We start from the raw sequence: 22,874 nt of genomic DNA, 5'->3' as shown, positions 1-22,874 counted from the left end.
CAGCGCAGTTACCGAGAGTGGTTTCATTGAAGGGGATTAGCCGTGCTTGAAGGGCTAACCCCCGAAAAGCAGGAATTTCCACGATGCGAAGCCGTCCCAAGATTCGCCCAGTGGATGTTGTGCGGATGACCCCTCCCGGATGACGATCGGCCGAGCAGAACGGACGTACGGCGGATCTCAGCTAACGCTCAGACTTCGGGCCGTACCGTGTGCCAGATGAGATCGCCGTTTTCGGCCGCGCGGATCCGCCGTGCCCTGCCCACCGGTCGCCGGGCCGTCGCCGTGTCGGCGGCTCTCGTCCTGCTGGCGGCGGCCGTGGTCTGGATCGTCTGGCCGGACCGGCCCGGGTTCCGTACCGAGTCCGCGATGCTCACCGTCCGTTCCGGACCGGCCGGCGACGAGCCGGTCGACCTGGACACCACGCTCTACCTGCCGCGCGACGCCGCCGCCGGCCGCGAGGTGCCGGCGGTGCTGCTCGCGCACGGCTTCGGCGGCACCAAGGACTCGGTCCGCAGCGACGCCGAGGAGTTCGCCGACCGGGGCTACGCGGTGCTGACCTGGACCGCGCGGGGCTTCGGCCGCAGCGGCGGGCAGATCCACCTGGACAACCCGGACTACGAGGTACGCGACGCCCAGCGGTTGCTCGACTGGCTGGCGGAGCGCCCGGAGATCCGGACCGACGCGGCGGGCGATCCGCGGGTGGGCGTGGTCGGCGGTTCCTACGGCGGCGCCCTGGCGCTCCTGCTCGCCGCTCAGGACCAGCGGGTGGACGCGATCGTCCCCATGATCACCTGGAACGACCTGGCCCGCTCCTTCCTGCCGGAGAACACCGGTGCCGCGCCCACCGACGGCGTGTTCAAGTCCGGCTGGGCCGGTCTCTTCTTCGGCGGTGGCGGCAACGCCGGCTCCGGGCCGGTCGGGATCTCCGGCAACGCCGCCGAGGCGCCGGAGGGGGCGCCCGCCCCCGGCCCGCCCAGCCCGGCGCCGGGCACCGGTCCGGGTACCGCCCCGGGCGCGCCGAGCACCGGCGGTGGCCCCGATCCGGCGTGCGGCCGGTTCGCCGCCGACGTCTGCGCGACGTACCTGCGCATCGCCGCCACCGGCCGGGCCGACCAGGCCGCCGTCGACCTGCTGCGGCGCTCCAGCCCGTCCGAGGTGCTGGACCGGATCACCGCACCCACCCTGCTGGTGCAGGGCGGCGCGGACACCCTCTTTCCGCTCTCCGAGGCCGACGCCAACGCCCGGGGCATCGCCGCGAACGGCACCCAGGTGCGGGTGGCCTGGTTCACCGGCGGGCACGACGGCGGCGCCGGCCCGACCACCGACTCCGACCGGGTGAAGTTCCTGACCGTGCAGTGGCTCGACCGCTACGTCGCGCAGACCGGGGACACCCCGCCCGACACCTTCACCTTCTCCCGGATCGCCGGCTTCGACGCGATGGACCGGGGGCTGGTCGCCACCGGTTACCGCACCGCCGACTACCCCGGCCTGGCCGGCGAGTCCCGGCGGGAGATCGCGGTGGCCGGGCCGCCGCAGCCGGTGGCCAACCCGCCCGGCCGGAACCCGGCCGCCATCTCGTCGGTGCCCTTCGCCGGCTCGCTGAGTTCCTTGCTGAGCGGGGTGGCCGGCGACATCCCCGGGCAGCACGCCCGGTTCGAGTCGGAGCCGCTGGCCGAGGCCGTCGACATCGTCGGTTCGCCGACCGTGCAGCTCCGCGCCGCCTCGGCCAGCGGCGAGGCGGTCCTCTTCGTCAAGCTCTACGCCGTCGACCAGGAGGGCGCGGCCACCCTGCCCAGCGGGTTGATCGCCCCGGTCCGGCTGACCGGCCTGCCGGAGAACATCGACGCCGCGCAGCCGGTCACCGTGACCCTGCCGGCGATCGTCCACCGGGTCGAGGCCGGGCACCGGCTCCGGCTCGTCGTGGCCACCTCGGACCAGGCGTACGCCACCCCGATCGAGCCGACCGTCCACACGGTGGCGGTCGGCGACGCGCCGGTGAGCCTGCCGACGGTCGACGCCGAGCCGATCCCGACCGAGGCGGCGCTCTGGCGCTGGGTGCTGGTCGGGCTGCTCGCCACGATCGTGGTCGGGCTCGTGGTGCTCGTCGCCGTGGTCCGCTGGCGGCACCGCCGCCAGGACACCAGCATCCACCCGGAGTACGCGGACACCCCGCTGGCCGTGCGCCACCTGCGCAAGGAGTACGCGGACGGCTTCGTCGCCGTCTCCGAGGTGGACTTCGAGGTGCACCCCGGTCAGGTGGTCGGCCTGCTCGGGCCGAACGGTGCCGGCAAGACCACCACCCTGCGGGTGCTGATGGGGCTGACCCAGCCGACCGCCGGGGAGATCTACGTCTTCGGGCACCGGCTGGTCCCCGGCTCGCCGGTGCTGTCCCGGATCGGCGCACTGGTCGAGGGCCCCGGCTTCCTGCCGCACCTGTCCGGCCTGGAGAACCTGAAGGCGTACTGGCGGGCGACCGGTCGGCCGGCGGATGACGCCCACTTCGAGCAGGCGCTGGAGATCGCCGGCCTGGGCTCGTCGGTGCACCGGAAGGTACGCAAGTACAGCCACGGCATGAAGCAACGGTTGGCCATCGCCCAGGCCATGCTCGGCCTGCCGGAGCTGCTGGTGCTCGACGAACCGACCGACGGGCTGGACCCGCCGCAGATCGCCGAGATGCGCCGGGTGCTCCAGCGTTACGCCACCGACGGCCGGGCGGTGCTGGTCTCCAGCCACCTGCTCGCCGAGGTGGAGCAGACCTGCACCCACGCCGTGGTGGTCAACAAGGGCCGGATCGTGGCCTCCGGGCCGGTCGAGGAGATCGTCGGCGACTCGCCAAGCGTGCTCTTCGAGGTTAGCGACCCGACCGCGGCCCGGACCGTGCTCGACGGTCTCGGCGGCGTACGGGTGCTTGACGACACCGACGGGCAGTTGGTGGTCGACACCAACGGCACCGCCCGCAGCGAGGTGGTGGCCGAGCTGGTCCGGGCCGGTGTCGGAGTGAACCGGGTGGTGCCCCGGCGCCGCCTGGAGGACGCCTTCCTCGCCCTGGTCGGCGAGAACTCTCGGGGAAGCGGGGATCGGTGATGGCGGGATCGACTGTCGAACCCACGCGGGGCGGCGACGAGCCGACGCCGTCGTCCGGGACGGCCGGGGTGGCGACCGGAGTCGCGCCCTCGGGGGCGGCGGCCGGCTACCGGCCGTCGAGGACGCTGCCGTTCGGTGCCGAGTTCCGCCGGCAGGCGGCGCGGCGGCGTACCCAGTTGGCGCTCGGTTTCATGGTGCTGCTGCCACTGATCATCCTGATCGCCTTCCAGTTCGACTCGGGCGACGACGACAACGATCGGGGCGAGTTCGGCAGCCTCGTCTCGTTCGCCACCTCGGGCGGGCTGAACTTCACCCTCTTCAGCATTTTCGTCTCCGCCTCGTTCCTGCTGGTCGTGGTGGTCGCGCTCTTCTGCGGCGACACCGTGGCCAGTGAGGCGAGCTGGGGCAGCCTGCGCTACCTGCTGGCGGTGCCGGTGCCCCGGGCCCGCCTGCTCGCGATCAAGCTGCTGGTCGCGCTCACCTATTCGGCGTTGGCGTTGCTGCTGCTCGCCGGCACGGCCCTGCTGATCGGCACCCTCCGGTACGGCTGGTCACCGCTGCGTAGCACGGTCGCCGCCCAACTTGAGCCGGGCGAGGGGCTGCTGCGGCTGCTCGCGGTGCTCGGCTATCTGGCGGTGGTGCTCCTGGTCGTCGCCGGTCTGGCGTTCCTGCTCTCGGTGATCACGGACGCGGCGCTCGGTGCGGTGGGTGGCGCGGTGTTGCTCTGGATCCTCTCCAGCATCCTGGACCAGATCACCGCGCTCGGCGCGATCCGCTCGTTCCTGCCCACCCACTACAGCAACGCCTGGCTGGGACTGCTCTCCACGCCCGTACAGACCGACGACATCGTCCGCGGCACCATCTCCGCGATCTCCTACGCCACCCTCTTCTGGGGCCTGGCCTTCTGGCGCTTCACCCGCAAAGACGTCGTCTCCTGACACCGCCTCGCCCCGCAACCCCCACTACCTGCCGCGATCATGCACTTGTGGTCGGCAATGCGCCCGCTAAGTCCGATTAGCGGGGACGGCAAGTGCATGATCGGCGCCTATGGGAGTGGGGCGGGGGAGGGCGGTGGTGTGGGGGTGGGGGGTGCCGGGGTGGGGGTGGGAGTGGTCGGGGGACGCTTTTTCCAGGCGCTGACGCCGACACGGTTGGTGTTGCCGAGGTCGATCGGCCCCTCCATGCCGATGTCCTGTGTCGGCTGACCCTCCGCCGGGGCGACCTCCAGCCGTTCGGCGTTTGTCGCGACCACGGTCGGGTCGTCGACCAGGTTGCGCCAGAGCACGGCCGCGCCCGCCGCCTCGCCGGGTGCCAGCACCAGCGGTCGGGGCGGGTCGTCGAAGCCCGACGTGATTCCCTTCGCCCCCGGGATCACCCGGACCGTGATCGGCTTCCCCTCGCCGTCCAGCAGCCGCAGCACCGGATAGCCGTCCACTCGATACCGTTCCGTCCCGCAGTTGACCAGTTCCAGCCCCATGGCACGCAGTCCCATGGCGGCGCTGACGCCCAGGTATCGGATCCGTACGCCGGCTTCGGGGCAGGCGGTCGACTCCGGGCTGGCCAGCGATTCCGTACGGTCCGGCGAGCCGCCCGGCTCGGTGGGCCACGGCGACACCAGGCCCGGATTCACGTCGAGTGCGCCCGCCCCGGTGTCACCCGGCCTGTCGACCGGCGCGCAGCCGGCGAGCAGCGCAACCGTGGCGAGCAACGCGACGAACCTCCGATGCCGCCCGGCTCTACCGCCGCGACCGCCGAGCCTGCCGCCGCGACCGCCGAGCCTGCCGCCGAGGCTGTCGGGCCTGCCGTCACGCCCGCCGACCGTTCCGGCGCGGTACGTCGTCCTCGGCATCGAATCCTGAGCTGTCCCCCGCATCGCGTCATCGTCGCACCGTTCGCCGCCGCTGGTGGTCCCAGTCAAAGTCAGCCGCACCCAAGAGGTGGTCAGCGTGCCGTGCACTCGCCGCCGTGGTAGGCGCGGCGGACGCAGCGACCGGTGGGCAGGAGGTGGTCGCACCAGACGCGCAGGTGCAGGAACTGCCGGTCCTCCTCGCTGATCGTGGTCTCGCCGAAGTCGATGGTGGTGACGTGCCCCAGCGATTCGCGCAAGGTCACCGCCAGCGCAAACGCAGCCTTCCGGCTGATGGCGGTCGTGGGTAGGTGGATGATCCAACGTTCCTCGGACATGTGGTCGCCTCCCTGGGGCTCAATGGGAACGGCACCGAGACGGGCGGGGTCGTGCGGCAGTCACCCGGGTGACTGCCGCCGGAGCCCGGCACCCGCCCCGGTCCTGCTTCCGTGGTGACATCAGGCCGTCGTGTTGCCGGCTCCGGTCGACCCACTGCGGTACGCCGGCAGGCCGCACACCGAACCTCCTCGCCATGAGTTGGGTGCCGGGGCAGCCGGCATCGACCCAATGGGGGATCCGAGCCTCTTTCGCTGCCCCGGCCGGGAGTCGACCAGTGCCTAGCTGGGCGCTCCGGCGACGACTTTACCGATAATGTCGGTAAAGTCAACGATGCGGTTGAAGTTGGTCTGGTGCCCGTGGTCAGATGGACATGCCTAGCTGGGAGTCTTCGCATGTCCACATCTCGGAAGTTCGAGCCGCACTATCGACGGATCATCGCCGACATCAGGAGGCGGGTTGCCGAAGGTGAATGGCCTCCGGGTCACAAGCTGCCGTCCACGAAGGAACTGGCCGACCTGTACGAGGTGGGGAGCATGTCGACCGTCCGGCAGGCGATCACGATCCTGATCGAGACTGGCGAGTTGTACGGCCATCAGGGGCTGGGCGTCTTCGTGGCAGATCGGGTGCAGTAGGAGTCGTCGCAGCCTCGAACGGATGAATTCCTGGAAAGGTTCCGCTCGTCGCGGACGGGACTTTCCAAGATCTACTGAGTGGGCGGCGGGGCCGGCGGTCGGGGTGGTCGAGTGGGGGCGGCGGCCATGGTGGGCAGTCGATCTCGGGGGATGGCGGGCGTCGATGTTGTAGGCCCGCTGGATGCGCTGGCCAGGCGATTTGGCTGGCGATGCGGGCGGGCTACCTCCGAGCGGAGCGGATTTCGGAAGTTCCAGGCGGTAGGATGAGCATGGGAGCGTTCCCAAAGGAAGAGATTGCATCGACAACTATCTATAGCTTCTCGCATTCTGGGTGCCCACCACCCATCTCCATTGGAGGTACCGGAATGCGTACTGACCGGTTCGGCGGGCCGGCCCTGTCCCTGTTCCGCATGGTCATCGGCCTGCTCTTCCTCTGCCACGGACTGGCGTCCCTGTTCGGCGTCTTCGGCGGCAACCGTGGTAGCGGCGATCCAGTCCCACTCGGGCAGTGGCCCGGCTGGTGGGCCGCCCTGATCCAGGCGCTCTGTGGCGCGCTGGTGCTCGTCGGCCTCTTCACCCGCCCGGCCGCGCTGCTGGCGTCGGGCTCGATGGCGTACGCGTACTTCGTGGTCCACCAGCCCGAGGCGTTGCTGCCGCTAAGTAACCACGGCGAGTTGTCCGTGCTGTTCTGCTGGTCGTTCTTCCTGATCGCGGTGCTCGGCCCGGGCAACTGGGCGCTGGACACGCTGCTGCGGCAGCGAACGGCCGAAGCGGTGGCGCTCGACACCGGCGAGCGGCGGTCGGTGCCGGCCTGACGGCGGTGCTCAGCGGCACCGGGGCACGTGACGGTGCCGCTGAGGAATCGCTCACAGGCTGGGATTGACGGGCGACGAGCGCCGCCGGATTGCCTAGACTCGGCGACACAACTGCATACCTCATCCAGAGGGGCTGAGGGATACGGCCCGACGACGCCCCGGCAACCACCCCGCGCGCTCACCGTTGCGCGTTCGGCGGGGCAGGTGCCAATTCCGTCCCCGCCGTACCGTGCGATGCGGGGAAAGATGAGAGGACTTCGACATGACGTCGACGCTCGCCGCTCCCGGTATCGACACCACCGCCAGCCCCGCCCGTGCCCTGGTCTGCCGCGCCTGTTCGGCCCGTTACCCGCTCGCCGCGCAGCACGCCTGTTACGAGTGTTTCGGCCCGCTGGAGGTCGACTACGACCTGGCCGCGCTCGCCACCGTCACGCGCGAGCAGATCGAGGCCGGCCCGCGCAATCTCTGGCGTTACGCCGCCCTGCTGCCCGCCGGCCAGGACCCGGCCACCCGGGTCACCCTGGACCCCGGGTTCACCCCGTTGGTGGCCGCCGACCGGCTCGCCGCCGAGTTGGGCCTCACCGCCCCACTCTGGGTCAAGGACGACAGCGCCAACCCGACCCACTCGTTCAAGGACCGGGTGGTCTCGGTGGCGCTGACCGCCGCCCGTACGCTCGGTTTCTCCCGCTTCGCCTGTGCCTCCACCGGCAACCTGGCCAACTCGGTCGCCGCGCACGCGGCCCGGGTGGGTGCCCCGTCGGTGGTCTTCATCCCCAGCGACCTGGAGCAGGGCAAGGTGGTGACCACTGCGGTCTACGGCGGTGAACTGGTCGCCATCGACGGGTCGTACGACGACGTGAACCGGCTCTGCGGCGAACTGGTGGAGACCGACGAGTTCGAGGACACCGCGTTCGTGAACGTCAACGTCCGGCCGTACTACGCGGAGGGCTCGAAGACGCTCGGCTACGAGGTGGCCGAGCAGCTTGGCTGGCGCATCCCCGCCCAGGTGGTCATTCCGATGGCCTCCGGTGAGCTGCTCACCAAGATCGACAAGGCGTTCAGCGAGCTGGTCGAGATCGGGCTGGTCGAGGCGCCGGCCGGTGGCTGGAGGGTCTTCGGGGCGCAGTCGGCCGGCTGCAACCCGATCGCCACCGCCCTGCACGCGGGCAGCGACGTGATCACCCCGGTCAAGCCGACCGGGATCGCGAAGTCGCTGAACATCGGCGACCCGGCCGCCGGGTTGTACGCACTGGAGGCGGTGCGCCGCACCGGCGGCTGGATGGAGTACGCCGACGACGACGAGATCCGCGCCGGGGTGCGGCTGTTGGCGCGTACCACCGGGGTCTTCGCGGAGACCGCGGGTGGGGTGACCGTCGCGGTGCTGCGCAAGCTTGTCGAGTCCGGCCGGCTCGACCCGGCCGCTGAGACGGTGGTGTTCAACACCGGCGAGGGCCTCAAGACCCTGGACGCGGTGGCCGGCGAGGTCGGCCCGACCCACCGGATCAAGCCCTCGCTGCGGGCCGCCCGCGATGCCGGCTTGCTCAGCTGACTCGTCGGTTAATAAGGGACCCTTCCTATACTCGAGGCGTTAACAAGGGGCCCTTCCTTGCATTTTGCGAAACGCGCGGGCAGGGACTTGACGGCAGGAACCGGACGGCGCAAGATGCTCCGTGCGGGAGGGCGTTTCGCCGGAGACTTTTAGTCTGTACGACCCAACGCCGGAGGCGTTGTGCGATCGACCCTCCCGACCAACGTCCGGAACGGGCCAGCGAATATTCGCTGGCCCGTTCCGCTGTCCGAGGCGAAGAGACCGCCGACGGTCCGGGGCGAAGGAACCGCTGGCTCTTCGAGGCGGAGGAACCGCTGGCGGAAAAACCGGTGGCGATGGCCGGGAGGTGGCGGGCAGGCTCGCGGCCATGGACATCGCCGTCACCCCCTTCGAGCCGTCAGACGAGGCGGCGCTGGACGACGCGTACCGGATCTTCGCGGCGGCCCAGCAGGTCGACGCGCCCGACGTCCCGGCTGGCGAACGCGTGGAGTTCGGCCTGATCGCCGCCCATCCGCCCTACGGCAGCCTGATCCACCGCGCGCTGGCCCGGCGCGGCGGCGAGGCCGTCGGTTACCTGTGGCTACGGCTGGGGCAACTGGACAACACCGACAACGCCAGCGTCGAGTTGTTCGTCGACCCGGCGCACCGGCGGCGCGGGGTGGGTCAGGCACTGCTCGGGTACGCCCGCCGGGTGGCCAGCGAGCATGGCCGCAAGCGGCTGATCGCGGAGGTCGGCGGGGTGCCACCGGGTGAGCCCGACCGGCCGACGCCCGGCGCGGCCTTCGCGGCGGCGGTCGGCGCGCAGGCAGCGTTGCCGGTGGTGCGCCGCCGGCTGGAGACCGCCCGCCTCGACGAGGCGGCGCTGGCCGCGCTGCACGAGCAGGCCCGGTCGCGGGCGGCCGGCTACCGCACGGTGACGTGGCAGGGCGCGGTCCCCGAGGAGTACGCGGCCGACGTCGCCCGGTTGGGTAGCCGGCTGAACATCGACGCGCCGGTCGGTGACCTGACGATCGAGGCGGAGAAGATCGACGTCGTGCGGCTCCGGGAGTCCGAGCGGTCCCACGCGTTGCGCGGCCGGCGGCGCTACCACCTGGGGGCGGTGCACGAGCAGAGCGGCCGGCTGGTCGCCTGGACGTTGATCCAGTTGGGCCCGATCACGAACTGGTACGCCCTACAGGAGATCACAATCGTCGACCCGGGGCACCGCGGACACCGGCTCGGCCTGCTGGTGAAGATCGAGAATCTGCGGCAGGTGCTGGCGCACGAGCCGGAGCTGCGGGTGATCGACACCTGGAACGCGGCGGTCAACGATCACATGGTCAGCATCAACGAGCAGCTCGGCTATCGGGTGACCGAGAGCTGCGCGGACTGGCAGCTCACCATCTGAGTTGTGACAGGCCCCTACTGATCCTGAGGGTTTCTGTTGCATGATGGCGGGCATGACGGACACCCCGCACCCCCTGTACGACAGGCACGCCGAGACCCTCAACCGCGCGCTGACCGCGATCACGGAGCGCGGGTACTGGTCCGCCTACCCGGAATCACCCAGCCCCCGGGTGTACGGCGAGACCGCCGCCGCCGACGGCAAGGCGGCCTTCGAGGCGTACCTGGGCGGAGACTTCCCCCTCGACCAGCCGGCCGACGGTGACCGGGTCGCCACCGAGACCAGCCCGTTCGGCGTCGCGCTGAGCGTCCGCTACCCGCACGCCACCGCCGACCAACTCGTCGCCGCCGCGTCCGCAGCCCTACCGGCCTGGCGCGACGCCGGCCCGCAGACCCGGGTCGGCGTCTGCCTGGAGATCCTCGACCGGCTGCACAAGAACGTCTTCGAGCTGGCCAACGCGGTGCAGTTCACAAGCGGCCAGGCCTTCGTGATGGCCTTCCAGGCCGGCGGCGCACACGCACTCGACCGAGCCCTGGAGGCGCTCGCCTACGGGTACGCGGAGATGACCCGGCACCCGGGGACCGCGAGCTGGGAGAAGGCCGCCGGCAAGGGCGATCCGCTGCGGATGACCAAGACCTTCCACGTGGTGCCCCGGGGTGTCGCCCTGGTCATCGGCTGCAACACGTTCCCGACCTGGAACTCGTACCCGGGTCTCTTCGCCTCGCTGGTCACCGGTAACCCGGTGGTGGTCAAGCCGCACCCGCGCGCCGTGCTGCCGCTGGCCATCACCGTGCGGTACGCCCGGGAGGTGCTCGCCGAGGCCGGCTTCGACCCGAACCTGGTGCTGCTCGCCCCCGAGGCGCCCGACGAGAAGCTGGCCTCGACCCTGGCCCTGCACCCGACCGTGAAGATCGTCGACTTCACCGGTTCCACCGAGTACGGCGACTGGCTGGAGGCCAACGCCCGGCAGGCGGCGGTCTACACCGAGAAGGCCGGCCTGAACACGGTGGTGGTGGACTCCACCGACGACTTCGCCGGGATGTGCCGCAACCTGGGCTTCACGCTCACGCTCTACAGCGGCCAGATGTGCACTACCTCGCAGAACATCCTGATCCCCCGGGAGGGGATCGACACCGACCAGGGGCACAAGAGCTTCGACGAGGTGGCCGCCGGGATCGCCGCCGCGGTCGGCAAGCTCACCGCCGACCCGGCTCGGGGCGTCGAGCTGACCGGCGCGATCGTCAACGACGGGGTGTTGGAACGGCTGGACGAGGTCACCAAGGTCGGCGAGCCGGTGCTGGAGTCGCGTACCGTCGAGCACCCGGCCTTCCCCGGCGCGGTCGTGCGTACGCCGACCATCGTCAAGCTGGACGCCGGCGACACCGCGACCTACTCGCGGGAGTGGTTCGGGCCGATCTCCTTCGCCATCGCCACCGACTCCACCGCGCACAGCCTGGAGATCCTCCGCTCGACGGTGGGGGAGAAGGGGGCGCTCACCGCTGGCGTCTACTCCACCGACGAGGCGGTGCTGGACGCCACCGAGGATGCCGCGATCGAGGCCGGGGTGCACCTGTCGGCCAACCTCACCGGCGGGGTCTTCGTGAACCAGTCGGCGGCCTTCTCCGACTTCCACGGCAGCGGGGCGAACGCGGCGGCCAACTCGGCGTTGACCGACGGGGCGTACGTGGCGAACCGGTTCCGCATCGTGCAGAGCCGCCGGCACGTCTGATCGTCGCGGTCGGGGGTTTCGGGGTCGGCCCCGGAACCCCCTGCTCCGCTCAGGCGGCGCGGCGCATCTGGAGTTCGCGGAGGGCGGGCACGGTCGGGTGCGGGACGCGGACGCCGGTGTCGGTGAAGCCCACCCGCTGGTAGGCCCGGTAGGCGCGGTCGTTGCCCACCACCACCTCGAGCATCAGCTCGTCGCGCCGGCACTCCCGGGACCAGGTCGCCGCCGCCGCGACCAGGTCCGCGAGCAGGCCGCTGCCCCGCCAGGCCGGGGTTATGTAGATCGCGTAGAGCAGGGTGACCCCGGGCTCGGTGGGGTGCACGATGCCCCCGATGTGGCCGACCAGCCGGCCGCCCGCGTCCGCGATGAACTGGGCGTTCGCGGTGCCGGTCGAGACCTGGGCGATCCGGGCGGCGTACTCGGCGTGCGGTCGGGCCGCCGCCTCGGCGAGCGTCTCCAGGAAGGCCAGCGGGGTGTCGGCGAGCATCTCCAGTCGCAGCGCGCGCATCCGGCCGGTGTCCGTGGGCCGGATGCGCCGGATGTTTGCGCACGGCAGGCTCGCCGCGTCCGCCACCCTTTTCATGCCCGCATACCTATCACAATGACGTACGACGATGTCGCCCGACGGAATGCGCCCGTTTTGTGGTCGTGCGCCATCGTCACTCCTCGTGTACCGTGCGATTTCGGTCACCGTTTCAGCGGTCGCCTCCGATCGCCGTGACGGTGCATTCGGATTGCCGGCGAGCCGGCTCTCCGAGGTAGTGGAACGCCGTGCAGAGTGAGGAAAACACCGTGGCACAGGGCACCGTGAAGTGGTTCAACGCCGAAAAGGGCTACGGCTTCATCGCCGTCGACGGCGGACAGGACGTCTTCGTTCACTTCTCGGCGATCGAGATGGACGGCTACAAGGCACTGGACGACGGCCAGCGGGTGGAGTTCGAGATCGCCCAGGGCCAGAAGGGCCCCCAGGCCGAGCGGGTGCGCGTCATCGCCTGAGTGCACACCTCACCCACCCCATCGGCCGACCGTCGGTGCGGGTGACGTGATCGCGGCCGGAGGGGGCTGCGGTCCGGGTACCTCACAAGGGAAGATCATGGGTCGATCCAGCCGTTGCTGAGGAGGCCCATGTCCGACCAGTCACCCCCGGCGGGTCCGCCGCTGTCGCCGTCACCCGGCGAGCCGGACCCCGCCACCGGTCGACCCGATCCACTGCCGGCTGACCCAACCGCTCCCGGTGCACCGCCTCCGGGCACGCCCGCCCCCGGTGGCAATTGGGGAACGCCGGCCGTCCCACCCGCCTGGGGCGGTCATCCCGGCGCGGGCGGTTCTCCGGCGCCGAGCGGTTATCAGCCGCCGGGCGGCTATCCAGCGCCGGGCGGTTATCAGCCGCCGGGCGGTTCTCCGGCACCGGGCGGTTATCAGGCAGCGGGCGGCTATCCCGGTTATCCGCCCTATGGCTGGTACCAGCCGGCCGGGTACGGTCTCGATCCGGCGGATCCGCTGGTCACCCCGCCGGCCGTCGGCATCGGCGGCTGGTTCGCCCGCTGCGCGGGGGCGGTCCGCCGGGGCTGGGCACTGCTGCTACCGATCATGCTGCTCACCCAGGTGCTGCCGGCGGTGGTGCTGTCGGTCTTCGGGCTGGCGGTGGACCCCTCGGCCCGCTGGGAGACCCAGCTGGCCGGTGACTCCGACGCGTTGCCGCCCACCTTCCTGGTCGACCTGGCCACCTTCATGAGCGTGCTGATCGGCGGCAGCCTGCTCATCGGGCTGGTGCAGTGCGTCGGTTGGGCCGCCGGCACCTGGGTGATCACCCGGCAGGCGGCCGGTCAGCCGGTCGAGTTCGGTGCCGCCCTGCGTTACGGCCTGCGCCGCGCTCCGGGCCTCTGGGGTTGGACGCTCGTCTTCATGCTGATCATGGCCGTCGGCTTCTGCCTCTGCTTCCTGCCCGGCGTGTACGCGGGGTTCGCGCTGGCCATGGCCGGTCCGGTCTACCTGTTCGAGCGGCGTGACCCGATCGGCCGGTCGCACCGGATGCTGCGCGATCGGCTCGGTCTGCTGCTCGGCCGGGTGGCGCTGGTGCTTGCGGCCGTGGTGGCGGTCTCGTTCCTCGCTGGCGCGGTGGAGTCGCTCGGGCTGCTGCCGTTCGGCGTGACGCCGTACGACTCCCCGGGCGCGACCGTCGGCGTCGTGCTGGTGATCAGCGCGGCGGCCCTGCTGTCGTTGCCGGCCCACGTCGCCCAGCTGGTCGGACTGGTCGTCACGTACGCCGAGCAGCGGGCCCACGAGGGGCCGGTGAACAGCGCCCAACTGGCGGCCGAACTCGGCTGATCCGGGCGGCCGAACTCGGCTGATCCGGGCGGCCGGACTCGGCCGATCCGGGCGGTCGTGCTTGCACTCGGCAGGGCAGAGTGCTAAACAAGTCATTGGCACTCGCATGGCGTGAGTGCCAATGGTCGGGGCGGTGGGGTCGCGGTCGCGCTCGTGGCAAAGGCCACGGGTGGGGCACGTGGCCGGTCGTCGCGGGCTATCCGGCCCGGCCGAGGAGACGTCGTCGTCGCCAGGTGGCGACGTCCCAAGGTGCGTACACCAGGCGGCCCATCCGGGGCACACACTCGGGTGGCCCGTGAGTGTCCAGGAGGACAACGCCGTATGGCCAAGATGATCGCGTTCGACGAAGAGGCGCGCCGCGGCCTCGAGCGGGGCATGAACCAGCTCGCCGACGCCGTGAAGGTGACCCTCGGCCCGAAGGGCCGCAACGTCGTGCTCGAGAAGAAGTGGGGTGCCCCCACCATCACCAACGATGGTGTGAGCATCGCCAAGGAGATCGAGCTCGAGGACCCGTACGAGAAGATCGGCGCTGAGCTGGTCAAGGAGGTCGCCAAGAAGACCGACGACGTGGCCGGTGACGGCACGACGACGGCGACCGTCCTGGCTCAGGCTCTCGTTCGCGAGGGCCTGCGCAACGTGGCCGCCGGCGCCAACCCGATGGCCCTGAAGCGGGGCATCGAGGCTGCGGTCGCGAACGTCTCGGAGGAGCTGCTGAAGCTCGCCAAGGACGTCGAGACCAAGGAGCAGATCGCCTCCACCGCCTCCATCTCCGCTGGTGACAGCAGCGTCGGCGAGATCATCGCCGAGGCGATGGACAAGGTCGGCAAGGAAGGCGTCATCACCGTCGAGGAGAGCAACACCTTCGGGCTGGAGCTGGAGCTCACCGAGGGCATGCGCTTCGACAAGGGGTACATCTCCGCGTACTTCATGACCGACCCGGAGCGTATGGAGGCCGTCTTCGACGACCCGTACATCCTGATCGCCAACAGCAAGATCTCGTCGGTCAAGGACCTGCTCCCGATCCTGGAGAAGGTCATGCAGTCGGGCAAGCCGCTGCTGATCATCGCCGAGGACCTGGAGGGCGAGGCCCTGGCCACCCTGGTGGTCAACAAGGTCCGTGGCACCTTCAAGTCGGTCGCCGTCAAGGCGCCGGGCTTCGGTGACCGCCGCAAGGCCATGCTTACCGACATCGCCATCCTCACCGGTGGCCAGGTCATCAGCGAGGAGGTCGGCCTCAAGCTGGACGCCGTCGGCCTCGAGATGCTGGGCCGCGCCCGCAAGGTCGTGGTGACCAAGGACGAGACCACCATCGTCGACGGTGCCGGCGACGCCGAGCAGATCCAGGGCCGGGTCAACCAGATCCGGGCCGAGATCGACAAGAGCGACTCCGACTACGACCGCGAGAAGCTGCAGGAGCGCCTGGCCAAGCTGGCCGGCGGTGTTGCGGTGATCAAGGTCGGCGCGGCCACCGAGGTCGAGCTCAAGGAGCGCAAGCACCGCATCGAGGACGCCGTCCGCAACGCCAAGGCCGCCGTCGAGGAGGGCATCGTCCCCGGTGGTGGTGTCGCGCTGGTGCAGGCCGGCAAGACCGCCTTCGACAAGCTGGACCTGGCCGGCGACGAGGCGACCGGCGCGCAGATCGTCAAGATCGCGCTGGACGCCCCGCTGCGGCAGATCGCCGTCAACGCCGGCCTTGAGGGCGGCGTCGTGGTCGAGCGGGTTCGCAACCTCGACCCGGGTCACGGCCTCAACGCCGCGACCGGCGAGTACGTGGACCTGCTGGCCGCAGGCATCATCGACCCGGCCAAGGTGACCCGGTCGGCGCTGCAGAACGCCTCGTCGATCGCCGCGCTGTTCCTCACCACCGAGGCCGTGGTGGCGGACAAGCCGGAGAAGGCCCCGGCCGCCCCGGCTGGCCCGGGTGGCGGGGACATGGACTTCTGAGTCCAGCTCCAACGCCGAGAAAGGGCGGACCGCGTCAGCGGTCCGCCCTTTCTGCTATGTCGGTAGCGGACGCTGGTTGCGCCGCTTCTGTGCTCGGCCGTACGGCGGGCGGTGCGGAACCGGCTCGTCCACCAGGATGAGTGGTTCCTCGGGCGGTTCGGCGGCCCCGGTCATCTCCGCCAACTGCTCGGCGTCGCCGTAGTCGAGCCGGTCGATCGGCAGTTGGCCCGGGAGCTCGTGGGCCCAGGTGACGGGCGGGACGTCCTTGGTCTGATCGTCGTCCGTGGTCATGGCTGCCTCCTTACGCAAACGGTAGGGGGCCGTCGATGGCCGGAACGGGTGAACGGCATTATCGGGGTCTATAGGGCATTCGCCCCTTTTTGTTCAGTGCGCCGCTATTCTTGCTCAGTCCATGGCGGCTTCGACGGCCGCGTACGCGTCGACCAGCCCGGCACCGACCACGTTCCGCGCGTCACCACAGTTCCCGTCGCCCGGCTGAATCGGGGTGGCCGTGGAGAGCAGGATCTGCCGGGTCCGGTCCAGGTCGCCGACGAGTTCCGGATTGGCCGACCACATCAGCGCCACCACCCCGGCCACCTGCGGGGTGGCCATCGAGGTGCCGTCGAGCCGGGCGTAGCCACCACCCGGCATCGCGGAGAGGACGTCGGCCCCCGGCGCCATCAGATCCGGCTTGGCCAGCCCGGCCGCCGGCCCCCGGCTGGAGAAGTCGGTCACCCGACGTTGCTCGTCCACCGCCCCGACGGTCAGCACGTCCGGGTACGCCGCAGGTGGGTCCTGCACCGAGCCGCAGAAGGGACCGGTGTTGCCGGCCGCCGCGACGACGAGGATGCCTGCGGCCTCCAGCGCGTCCGCGGCCGGCCGGAGCGCCCGGGGGTCGCAGCCCTCGATCGGTGGGCAACCCCACGAGTTGGTCAGGATCTCCGGTGCCCGGTCCGGCCGTCCGTCGGTGAACGGATCGCCGTCCGGTGGAAAGGGTGCCAGCATGAACTGGAGGCAGTCGAGGTAGGCCGCCGGGTTGCCCAGGTTGCGGTCGAGGTTGACGCAGCCCACCCAGTCCGCGGCCGGTGCCACGCCGATGCCGCCCCGGCCGACCGCGCTGCCCGCCGTGTGGGTGCCGTGCCCGCTGCGGTCCGTCGGCGTCCGGGTGCCGTTCCAGGGGTCGAACCACGAGTCGTCGCCGCCCCGGAAGCCCTCGGCCAGCGCCGGATGTCCGCCGTCCGCACCGGAATCGGAGCTGCCCACGGTGACCCCGGTGCCGTTGACGCCGAGCTCGGACCAGACCCGGTCCGCGCCGATCAGGGTGATGTTCCAGGCTGGACCGCCCGGTGCGGGCGCACTGCCGCCGGCCGCACCGGCCAGCGCCGGCAACGGGCGGAGCCGCTGGCTGACCAGGACCCGGTCCACCTCCGGTCGGCTGGTCAGCCAGGCGCGTACCGCTGGGCCGCCGTTCACCTCGATCGCGTTCACCAGGTAGTACGGGGTGTGGGCCAACCGCAGCCGGCGCAGTTCCCGCCGCAGGTCGGCCTGGCTCCGCTCGGCGGTCGTGACCAGCCGCTGGTAGACCTGTGCGGCGCGGGCGTCCCGGCCGTCCTTTCCGGGCCCGATGGGCAGGCCGCTGAGGTCCGCCTGCTCCCGCAGCACCACGAAGAGCCGTTCGCCGTGCAGACCGGGCTGGCCGGCGGTGACGGCGATCGTGCCGACCGCGATCAGCAGGGCCACGGCGGTCGCCCCGGCCACCGCCCGACGGGGTGGCCGCGCCGTACGACGGCCCAGCCACAGGCCGTACGCGATGGCCAGCAGGATCGCGACGACGAGCCCGGCACCGGCGGCGACCGCCACCCAGAACGGCACGTCCCGGGTGGTGGCCAGCAACAGGCTGATCTCTTCGGGATCGGTGAAGGCCAGCGGGCCGAACACGCCGAGCCCGACCAGCCAGGCGACCGGCGTTCGCCCGCTGACCGGGTCGTGGGCACGCTCCTGGCCGGTGCGCTGGCCGAGGACGTGCAACGCGGCAAGCGCGAAGCCGGTCGGCGGCAGCGTCACCAGCAGTGGCAACTGGGCACCGGACTGGCCCACACCGGCGCCGACAAGCAGCAGCACCACCCCCGCGACCAGGCCGCCGACCAGCACCAACCGGGCCGGTCGAGGTGGCTCGCCGGACTCGAAGTGACCCCAGAACCGGGCGTCCAGCAGGGTCCCGGCCAGTATCCCGACGGCCGCTGCGGCCAACCCGGCGAGGAGGGTCTCCAACAACCCGCCGAGCGCGCCGACCCAGACCCAGGGCAGCAGCAGGACCAGCCCGGCAGCCATCGCGAGCAGCGTCCCGACCCCCGGCCGCGCCCGGCGGCCCTCGGCCCCACCCGGCGGGTGGGAGTCGGTCGCGGGCGGCTCGATCGCCGCCGCCGGGTGTGGGCCGGTCGCGGGCGTCGCGGTCGCCGTCGCCGGGAGGGAGTCGGTCGCGGGTGGCTCGGTCGTCGTCGCCGGGTGTGGGCCGGTCGCGGGCGTCGCGGTCGCCGCCACCGGCTCGGTCGTCGCCGCCGGGTGACTCGCGGTGCCGGCGAAGCGGGCCAGCACCCGCTTCGCGACAAGCGCCAGCAGCGTGGCCGTGGCGGCCAGCGCGGCCAGGTATGTCTCGTGGTGCACCGGGGGAATCGCACGCAGCAGCCCGAGCCCGCCCAGGGCGAACGCGCCGGCCAACCAGAACCGGCCGGTGGCCCGGATCACCGGCGACCGGGGCACCATCGCCAGCGGCAGCGCGGCGGTACCGATGCCGAGCACGGTGAGCAGGCCGAGCGCCGGCCAGAGCGGTACCAGCCGGTCCAGCCCACTGAGCAGCAGCACCTGGTCGACCAGCCACCCGCCGCCCTGCGCCAGCACGGTGACCGCGACCGCCCAGCAGCCGACCAGCACCGCCGCGACGACCGCCCAGGGACTGCCGGCACCGCCGGATGTCGAGTACTCCGCCCGCATCCGCACACCCTACGAAAACCCGAGCGCCACTGCCGGTGCACCGGCACCCGTCGATCATGCACCTCTGGTCCGGAAATATGCCGCGAAACGTGAGATTCCAGCGACCAGAAGTGCAAGATCCACGGGTTGTTGGGGCGTGGGGCGCTGGGGTTACCGTGGACGGGTGCGCGATCCACACGTGTCCCGGTCCGTCGCCGGGCAGCTCTCGCCCATCCGCCGCGCCGCCGATCTGCGTCGGCTGCGGTCCGAACGCTTCGACGTGCTGGTCATCGGCGGCGGCGTGACCGGTGCCGGTGCGGCGGTCGACGCGGCCTCACGTGGGCTGAAGGTTGCCCTGGTGGAGGCCCGCGACTTCGCGGCCGGCACCTCCAGCCGGTCCAGCAAGTTGATCCACGGCGGCCTGCGCTACCTGGAGCAGCTCGAATTCGGCCTGGTGCACGAGGCGCTGACCGAGCGCGGGTTGCTGGCCACCCGGCTGGCGCCGCACCTGGTGCGTCCGGTGCCGTTTCTGGTGCCGCTGCCGGCTGGGCGAAGTCTCCGTGACCTGCCCGCCCGCCTGGCCCGGCGCGCCTACTACGGCGCCGGAGTGGCCGCGTACGACGCCTTCGCCGGTCTCTTTGGCGGCGGTCGGGGGATGCCGTTGCACCGGCACCTGAGCCGGGAGGGTGCCCGGCGGATCTTCCCGAGCCTGCGCGCCGACGCGCTGGCCGGTGCCATCCGCTACTACGACGGGCAGGTGGACGACGCCCGGCTGGTCGTCACGCTGGCCCGTACCGCCGCCAGCCTGGGCGCGGCCGTGGTGAGCAGCACCCGCGCGGTCGGGCTGATCCGGCAGGCCCGGGAGGTCACCGGGGTCCGGGTCCGCGACCTGGAGGCGCCCGCCGGTTCGCCGGAGGCCGAGTTCGAGGTACGCGCCCGCACCGTGATCGCCGCCACCGGCGTCTGGACCGACGACATGTCCCGGATGCTCAACGACGTCGGGCTGCGCCCCGGCGTCCGGGTCCGGGCCTCCAAGGGGGTGCACCTGGTGGTGCCCCGCTCGGCGATCACCGGCGAGACCGGGCTGATCCTGCGGACGGCAACCAGCGTGCTCTTCGTCATCCCGTGGGGCGGGCACTGGATCATCGGCACCACGGACACCGACTGGCGGCTGGACCGCTCCCACCCGGCGGCCTCCGCCAGCGACATCGACTACCTGCTCCGGCAGGTCAACACGGTGCTGGACCGGCCGCTCACCACCGCCGACATCGAGGGCGTCTACGCCGGGCTGCGGCCGCTGCTGGCCGGCGAGGCGGATTCCACCTCCAAGCTCTCCCGGGAACACGCGGTCATTGAGCCGATGCTCGGGCTGCTGCTGGTCGCCGGGGGCAAGTACACGACGTACCGGGTGATGGCCGCCGACGTGGTCGACCGGGCCGCGCACCGGCTCGGCGGGCAGCGGCCGTCGCGTACCGCCGACCTGCCGTTGCTCGGCGCGGACGGCTACCCGTCGATGTGGCGTGACCGGGCGGACCTGGCCCGCCGGCACGGGGTGCCGGTCGGGGTGGTGGAGCACCTGCTGGAGCGCTACGGCAGCCTGACGCTCGACCTGCTGGCGCTGATCGACGCCGACCCGCTGCTGGCCTCCCCGCTGGCCGGCGCGCCGGAGTACCTTGCCGCCGAGGTGACGTACGCGGCCCGGGCCGAGGGGGCGTTGCACCTGGAGGACGTGCTCACCCGGCGTACCCGGATCTCCTTCGAGACGACACACCGCGGCCTGGATTCGGTCGAGCACGCGGCCGAGCTGATGGGCGCGGTGCTTGGCTGGAACGACGCGCGGCGGGCCCGCGAGGTGACCCACTACCGGGCGCGGGTGGAGGCCGAACGGCAGTCCCAGCTGATGCCGGACGACGCCACCGCCGACGCGGCGCGCCTCGGCGCGCCCGACGTGCGCGGTTACGCCGCGGATCGGGGCGCTGACGACGCCGGGCTGCCCCGCTGAGCGATCCACTCTGGAGATAGCACGCAATGGATGCCCGTCCGGCGGGTTACGCTCGCTACCTACGGTGGGGTAAGTTCCGCCCGTGATGGCGCTCTCCAGGTCACGGTTTGTCTCCCTGTTCGCTGCCACACTGCTGGCGGTTGCGCTCGGCGGGTGCGCCCCGTTCCGGGGCCAGGACGAAGCAGCGACACGGCCGGGCACACCGGACTCGGCCCAGCCGGGTGCCGGCGGTGCCGCGAACGCCGGGAAGCACCGGGTCAGCCTGCTGCAGAACGAGGGCACGGAGGGGCCGCTGCGCACCCTCAACGTGGAGCCCGACGGCCGGTGGGAGTGCGTCAACTGCGCCGGCGACGGGGTGACCTCGACCGGCGTGCTCAGCGAGGAACATCAGGAACGGTTGCAGGAGTTGCTCGCGAACCCGACGCTGGCGCGGGAGACCGACGAGGCACGCGGCTACAAGGTCGTCTGTGTCGGTGCCCTGACCTCCAGCCTGCTCACCCAGGCCGGCCTGATCACCTCGCAGGACTGCCCCGGCGAGGAACGTCCCCTGGTGGCCGAGGAGATCCTGCTGCTCCTCACCCAGAACACCCCCGCCCAACTGACCACGCCGTAGTGCAAGGAAGGGCCCCCTATTAACGCCTCGTGTATAGGAAGGGCCCCTTCTTAACAACGCGGCAGGTGGGCGACCGGGCTGGTTCAGAGCACCTTGCCCGGGTTGAACAATCCGGTCGGGTCGAGCGCCGCCTTGATCGCCTGATGCACCCGTACGCCCACCGGCCCGATCTCGCGGGCGAGCCAGTCCCGCTTGAGCAGGCCGACACCGTGCTCGCCGGTGCAGGTGCCGCCGAGGTCCAGACCGAGCCGCATGATTTCGTCGAAGGCCCGCCGGCCGCGTGCCAGGCTGACCGGATCCGCCCGGTCGACCACGATGTTCGGGTGCATGTTGCCGTCACCGGCGTGACCGACCACACCGATCGGCACCTGGCACTCGGCGGCGATCCGGGCCACCCCGTCGAGCAGGGCGGCCAGCGCGCCCCGGGGCACCGCCAGGTCGTCGATGATCAGGCCACCATTGCCGCCCGGGTACGCCTCGGCGGCGTACCTCTCCATCGCCGGATGCGCCAGCCGGCGGGCCTGCAACAGCGCCGCGGCCTCCACCGCGTCGGTGGCCGCGTAGACCTCCGCGGCGCCTACGGCCTCGCAGACGGCGGCCAGGTCGGCGAGGTCCGCGGCGGCTCGCGGGCCGGTGTCCGCCGCGGCCAGCAGCAGCGCCTCGGCGTCGGTGCGCAACCCCATCGGCCGGTACGCCTCGATTGCCCCCAGATGGGTGCGATCGAGTAGTTCGAGCAGGCTGGGGGAGAGGCCCTGGGCGGCGATCCGGGCCACCGCCTCGCCGGCCGCCGCCGTGGAGCCGAAGACGGCCACCAGGGTCAGCGACTCCGCCGGGGCGGGACGCAGCGCCACGGTCACCTCGGTGATCACGCCGAGGGTGCCCTCGGAGCCCACGAAGAGCCGGGTGAGGTCGTACCCGGCCACCCCCTTCGCCGTACGCCGGCCGGTGCGCAGCACCTCACCGGAGGCGAGCACCACCTCCAAGCCGAGCACGTACTCGCTGGTCACGCCGTACTTCACGCAGCACATGCCGCCCGCGTTGGTGGCCACGTTGCCGCCGATGGTGGACGACTCCCAGGAGCCCGGATCCGGCGGGTACCAGAGCCCCTGCTTGGCCACTGCGGCACTTAGCGTCGCGTTGACCACGCCGGGTTGGACCACCGCGATCCGGCTCACCGGGTCGATCTCCAGGACCGCGTCCATCGCCACGGTGCTGAGCAGCACCGCGCCGTCGATCGCGTTCGCCGCGCCGGCCAGCCCGGTCCGCGCCCCCTGCGGCACCACGGGTACGCCGTACCGTCCGGCCGCCCGGACCACGGCGGCCACCTCCTCGGTGCTGCGCGGCCGGGTGACGGCCAGCGGCGTACCGGCGGCGCAGAGGTCAGCCTCGTCCCGCTCGTACCCACGGAGCAGGTCCGGATCGGTGAGCACCGCCTCCGGTCCGAGGGCGGCGCGCAGGTCGTCGAGGAGGGCGGTGGCGGCCATGCGCCGAGGCTACGACCGGTAAGTGGTGATCACCAAGCGGGTGCGCGCGGACGGCGTGATGTTGAGTGCGCGTTGAGTGCGCATGGACGGCGTGATGTTGAGTGCGTGTTGAGTGCGCACGGACGGCGTGATGTTAATAGGGGGCCCTTCCTCTACCG

The 22,874-nt window shown here is 71.6% G+C and carries 18 protein-coding genes and 1 riboswitch; of the genes, 12 read left to right on the top strand and 6 right to left on the bottom strand.

Going from position 1 to position 22,874, the window contains the following annotated elements; genetic code table 11:
* Nucleotides 1-216 precede the first annotated feature (216 nt).
* Together AC507J_RS15110 and AC507J_RS15105 are read left to right on the top strand one after the other, a co-directional pair.
* On the top strand, nucleotides 217-3,084 hold the full coding sequence (locus AC507J_RS15110) for an alpha/beta fold hydrolase (protein ID WP_496289780.1): 2,868 nt from the start codon (nucleotides 217-219) through the stop codon (nucleotides 3,082-3,084).
* Nucleotides 3,084-4,022, top strand: a complete 939-nt coding sequence (locus tag AC507J_RS15105) for an ABC transporter permease (RefSeq protein ID WP_496289779.1) — start codon at nucleotides 3,084-3,086, stop codon at nucleotides 4,020-4,022. Before AC507J_RS15110 ends, AC507J_RS15105 begins: the two co-directional genes overlap by 1 nt.
* A gap of 107 nt (nucleotides 4,023-4,129) precedes the next feature.
* Here the strand turns inward: AC507J_RS15105 and AC507J_RS15100 are convergent, their stop codons facing one another.
* Together AC507J_RS15100 and AC507J_RS15095 are read right to left on the bottom strand one after the other, a co-directional pair.
* On the bottom strand, nucleotides 4,130-4,792 hold the full coding sequence (locus AC507J_RS15100) for a DUF4232 domain-containing protein (protein ID WP_496289778.1): 663 nt from the start codon (nucleotides 4,790-4,792) through the stop codon (nucleotides 4,130-4,132).
* A gap of 233 nt (nucleotides 4,793-5,025) precedes the next feature.
* Nucleotides 5,026-5,268 (bottom strand): hypothetical protein, encoded by a 243-nt coding sequence (locus AC507J_RS15095; RefSeq protein WP_496289777.1) that lies wholly within the window; start codon nucleotides 5,266-5,268, stop codon nucleotides 5,026-5,028.
* 393 nt (nucleotides 5,269-5,661) lie between these two features.
* Here AC507J_RS15095 and AC507J_RS15090 point away from each other — a divergent pair, with 393 nt between their 5' ends.
* From AC507J_RS15090 to paaN, 5 genes are all read left to right on the top strand, one after another.
* Nucleotides 5,662-5,901, top strand: a complete 240-nt coding sequence (locus AC507J_RS15090; protein ID WP_496289776.1) for a GntR family transcriptional regulator — start codon at nucleotides 5,662-5,664, stop codon at nucleotides 5,899-5,901.
* Between the two features lie 365 nt (nucleotides 5,902-6,266).
* Entirely contained in the window at nucleotides 6,267-6,716 is a 450-nt protein-coding gene (locus AC507J_RS15085; RefSeq protein ID WP_496289775.1) for a DoxX family protein, read from the top strand.
* A 117-nt stretch (nucleotides 6,717-6,833) separates the two neighbouring features.
* Nucleotides 6,834-6,969: riboswitch (SAM riboswitch) on the top strand.
* 9 nt (nucleotides 6,970-6,978) lie between these two features.
* Entirely contained in the window at nucleotides 6,979-8,265 is a 1,287-nt protein-coding gene (gene thrC, locus AC507J_RS15080; protein ID WP_496289774.1) for a threonine synthase, read from the top strand.
* A gap of 367 nt (nucleotides 8,266-8,632) precedes the next feature.
* Nucleotides 8,633-9,652 (top strand): GNAT family N-acetyltransferase, encoded by a 1,020-nt coding sequence (locus AC507J_RS15075; RefSeq protein ID WP_496289773.1) that lies wholly within the window; start codon nucleotides 8,633-8,635, stop codon nucleotides 9,650-9,652.
* Nucleotides 9,653-9,704: 52 nt separating this feature from the next.
* The gene (gene paaN / locus AC507J_RS15070; RefSeq protein WP_496289772.1) at nucleotides 9,705-11,378 is read left to right on the top strand and encodes a phenylacetic acid degradation protein PaaN; all 1,674 of its coding nucleotides are present in this window, start codon (nucleotides 9,705-9,707) and stop codon (nucleotides 11,376-11,378) included.
* A gap of 49 nt (nucleotides 11,379-11,427) precedes the next feature.
* On the opposite strand, the gene AC507J_RS15065 is transcribed toward paaN, so the two are convergent.
* Entirely contained in the window at nucleotides 11,428-11,958 is a 531-nt protein-coding gene (locus AC507J_RS15065; protein ID WP_496289771.1) for a GNAT family N-acetyltransferase, read from the bottom strand.
* A gap of 209 nt (nucleotides 11,959-12,167) precedes the next feature.
* Here AC507J_RS15065 and AC507J_RS15060 point away from each other — a divergent pair, with 209 nt between their 5' ends.
* The 3 genes from AC507J_RS15060 to groL all read left to right on the top strand — a co-directional run bounded on the left by AC507J_RS15060 (nucleotide 12,168) and on the right by groL (nucleotide 15,647).
* Nucleotides 12,168-12,371, top strand: a complete 204-nt coding sequence (locus tag AC507J_RS15060) for a cold-shock protein (protein ID WP_013288855.1) — start codon at nucleotides 12,168-12,170, stop codon at nucleotides 12,369-12,371.
* 129 nt (nucleotides 12,372-12,500) lie between these two features.
* A complete protein-coding gene (locus AC507J_RS15055) occupies nucleotides 12,501-13,703 on the top strand; it encodes a hypothetical protein (protein ID WP_496289770.1) in 1,203 nt (400 codons plus the stop codon).
* A 321-nt stretch (nucleotides 13,704-14,024) separates the two neighbouring features.
* The gene (gene groL / locus AC507J_RS15050) at nucleotides 14,025-15,647 is read left to right on the top strand and encodes a chaperonin GroEL (RefSeq protein ID WP_496289769.1); all 1,623 of its coding nucleotides are present in this window, start codon (nucleotides 14,025-14,027) and stop codon (nucleotides 15,645-15,647) included.
* Nucleotides 15,648-15,701: 54 nt separating this feature from the next.
* On the opposite strand, the gene AC507J_RS15045 is transcribed toward groL, so the two are convergent.
* Together AC507J_RS15045 and AC507J_RS15040 are read right to left on the bottom strand one after the other, a co-directional pair.
* Nucleotides 15,702-15,938, bottom strand: a complete 237-nt coding sequence (locus AC507J_RS15045; RefSeq protein WP_496289768.1) for a hypothetical protein — start codon at nucleotides 15,936-15,938, stop codon at nucleotides 15,702-15,704.
* A gap of 114 nt (nucleotides 15,939-16,052) precedes the next feature.
* The gene (locus AC507J_RS15040; RefSeq protein WP_496289767.1) at nucleotides 16,053-18,638 is read right to left on the bottom strand and encodes a S8 family serine peptidase; all 2,586 of its coding nucleotides are present in this window, start codon (nucleotides 18,636-18,638) and stop codon (nucleotides 16,053-16,055) included.
* A 178-nt stretch (nucleotides 18,639-18,816) separates the two neighbouring features.
* Here AC507J_RS15040 and AC507J_RS15035 point away from each other — a divergent pair, with 178 nt between their 5' ends.
* Both AC507J_RS15035 and AC507J_RS15030 read left to right on the top strand, forming a co-directional pair.
* Complete coding sequence (locus AC507J_RS15035; protein WP_496289815.1) at nucleotides 18,817-20,619, top strand: glycerol-3-phosphate dehydrogenase/oxidase; 1,803 nt, start codon at nucleotides 18,817-18,819, stop codon at nucleotides 20,617-20,619.
* Between the two features lie 85 nt (nucleotides 20,620-20,704).
* Complete coding sequence (locus AC507J_RS15030; RefSeq protein ID WP_496289814.1) at nucleotides 20,705-21,232, top strand: hypothetical protein; 528 nt, start codon at nucleotides 20,705-20,707, stop codon at nucleotides 21,230-21,232.
* Nucleotides 21,233-21,315: 83 nt separating this feature from the next.
* Here AC507J_RS15030 and AC507J_RS15025 read toward each other — a convergent pair whose 3' ends face one another.
* Nucleotides 21,316-22,716: an FAD-binding oxidoreductase gene (locus AC507J_RS15025; protein ID WP_496289766.1), complete on the bottom strand. Its 1,401-nt coding sequence runs from the start codon at nucleotides 22,714-22,716 to the stop codon at nucleotides 21,316-21,318.
* Nucleotides 22,717-22,874 lie beyond the last annotated feature (158 nt).

It is taken from the genome of Micromonospora sp. PRAS1 (assembly GCF_059553435.1).
Note: the sequence above shows the minus strand (reverse complement) of the source record. Positions and strands in the feature narration are given on the sequence as shown.

What these genes read in the sequence shown, in the direction of transcription:
- AC507J_RS15110 (WP_496289780.1), top strand. Translation starts at nt 217, where the DNA reads ATGAGATCGCCGTTTTCGGCCGCGCGGATCCGCCGTGCCCTGCCCACC.
- AC507J_RS15105 (WP_496289779.1), top strand. Translation starts at nt 3,084, where the DNA reads ATGGCGGGATCGACTGTCGAACCCACGCGGGGCGGCGACGAGCCGACG.
- AC507J_RS15095 (WP_496289777.1), bottom strand. Translation starts at nt 5,268, where the DNA reads ATGTCCGAGGAACGTTGGATCATCCACCTACCCACGACCGCCATCAGC.
- AC507J_RS15090 (WP_496289776.1), top strand. Translation starts at nt 5,662, where the DNA reads ATGTCCACATCTCGGAAGTTCGAGCCGCACTATCGACGGATCATCGCC.
- AC507J_RS15085 (WP_496289775.1), top strand. Translation starts at nt 6,267, where the DNA reads ATGCGTACTGACCGGTTCGGCGGGCCGGCCCTGTCCCTGTTCCGCATG.
- thrC (WP_496289774.1), top strand. Translation starts at nt 6,979, where the DNA reads ATGACGTCGACGCTCGCCGCTCCCGGTATCGACACCACCGCCAGCCCC.
- AC507J_RS15075 (WP_496289773.1), top strand. Translation starts at nt 8,633, where the DNA reads ATGGACATCGCCGTCACCCCCTTCGAGCCGTCAGACGAGGCGGCGCTG.
- paaN (WP_496289772.1), top strand. Translation starts at nt 9,705, where the DNA reads ATGACGGACACCCCGCACCCCCTGTACGACAGGCACGCCGAGACCCTC.
- AC507J_RS15065 (WP_496289771.1), bottom strand. Translation starts at nt 11,958, where the DNA reads ATGAAAAGGGTGGCGGACGCGGCGAGCCTGCCGTGCGCAAACATCCGG.
- AC507J_RS15055 (WP_496289770.1), top strand. Translation starts at nt 12,501, where the DNA reads ATGTCCGACCAGTCACCCCCGGCGGGTCCGCCGCTGTCGCCGTCACCC.
- groL (WP_496289769.1), top strand. Translation starts at nt 14,025, where the DNA reads ATGGCCAAGATGATCGCGTTCGACGAAGAGGCGCGCCGCGGCCTCGAG.
- AC507J_RS15045 (WP_496289768.1), bottom strand. Translation starts at nt 15,938, where the DNA reads ATGACCACGGACGACGATCAGACCAAGGACGTCCCGCCCGTCACCTGG.
- AC507J_RS15040 (WP_496289767.1), bottom strand. Translation starts at nt 18,638, where the DNA reads ATGCGGGCGGAGTACTCGACATCCGGCGGTGCCGGCAGTCCCTGGGCG.
- AC507J_RS15030 (WP_496289814.1), top strand. Translation starts at nt 20,705, where the DNA reads ATGGCGCTCTCCAGGTCACGGTTTGTCTCCCTGTTCGCTGCCACACTG.
- AC507J_RS15025 (WP_496289766.1), bottom strand. Translation starts at nt 22,716, where the DNA reads ATGGCCGCCACCGCCCTCCTCGACGACCTGCGCGCCGCCCTCGGACCG.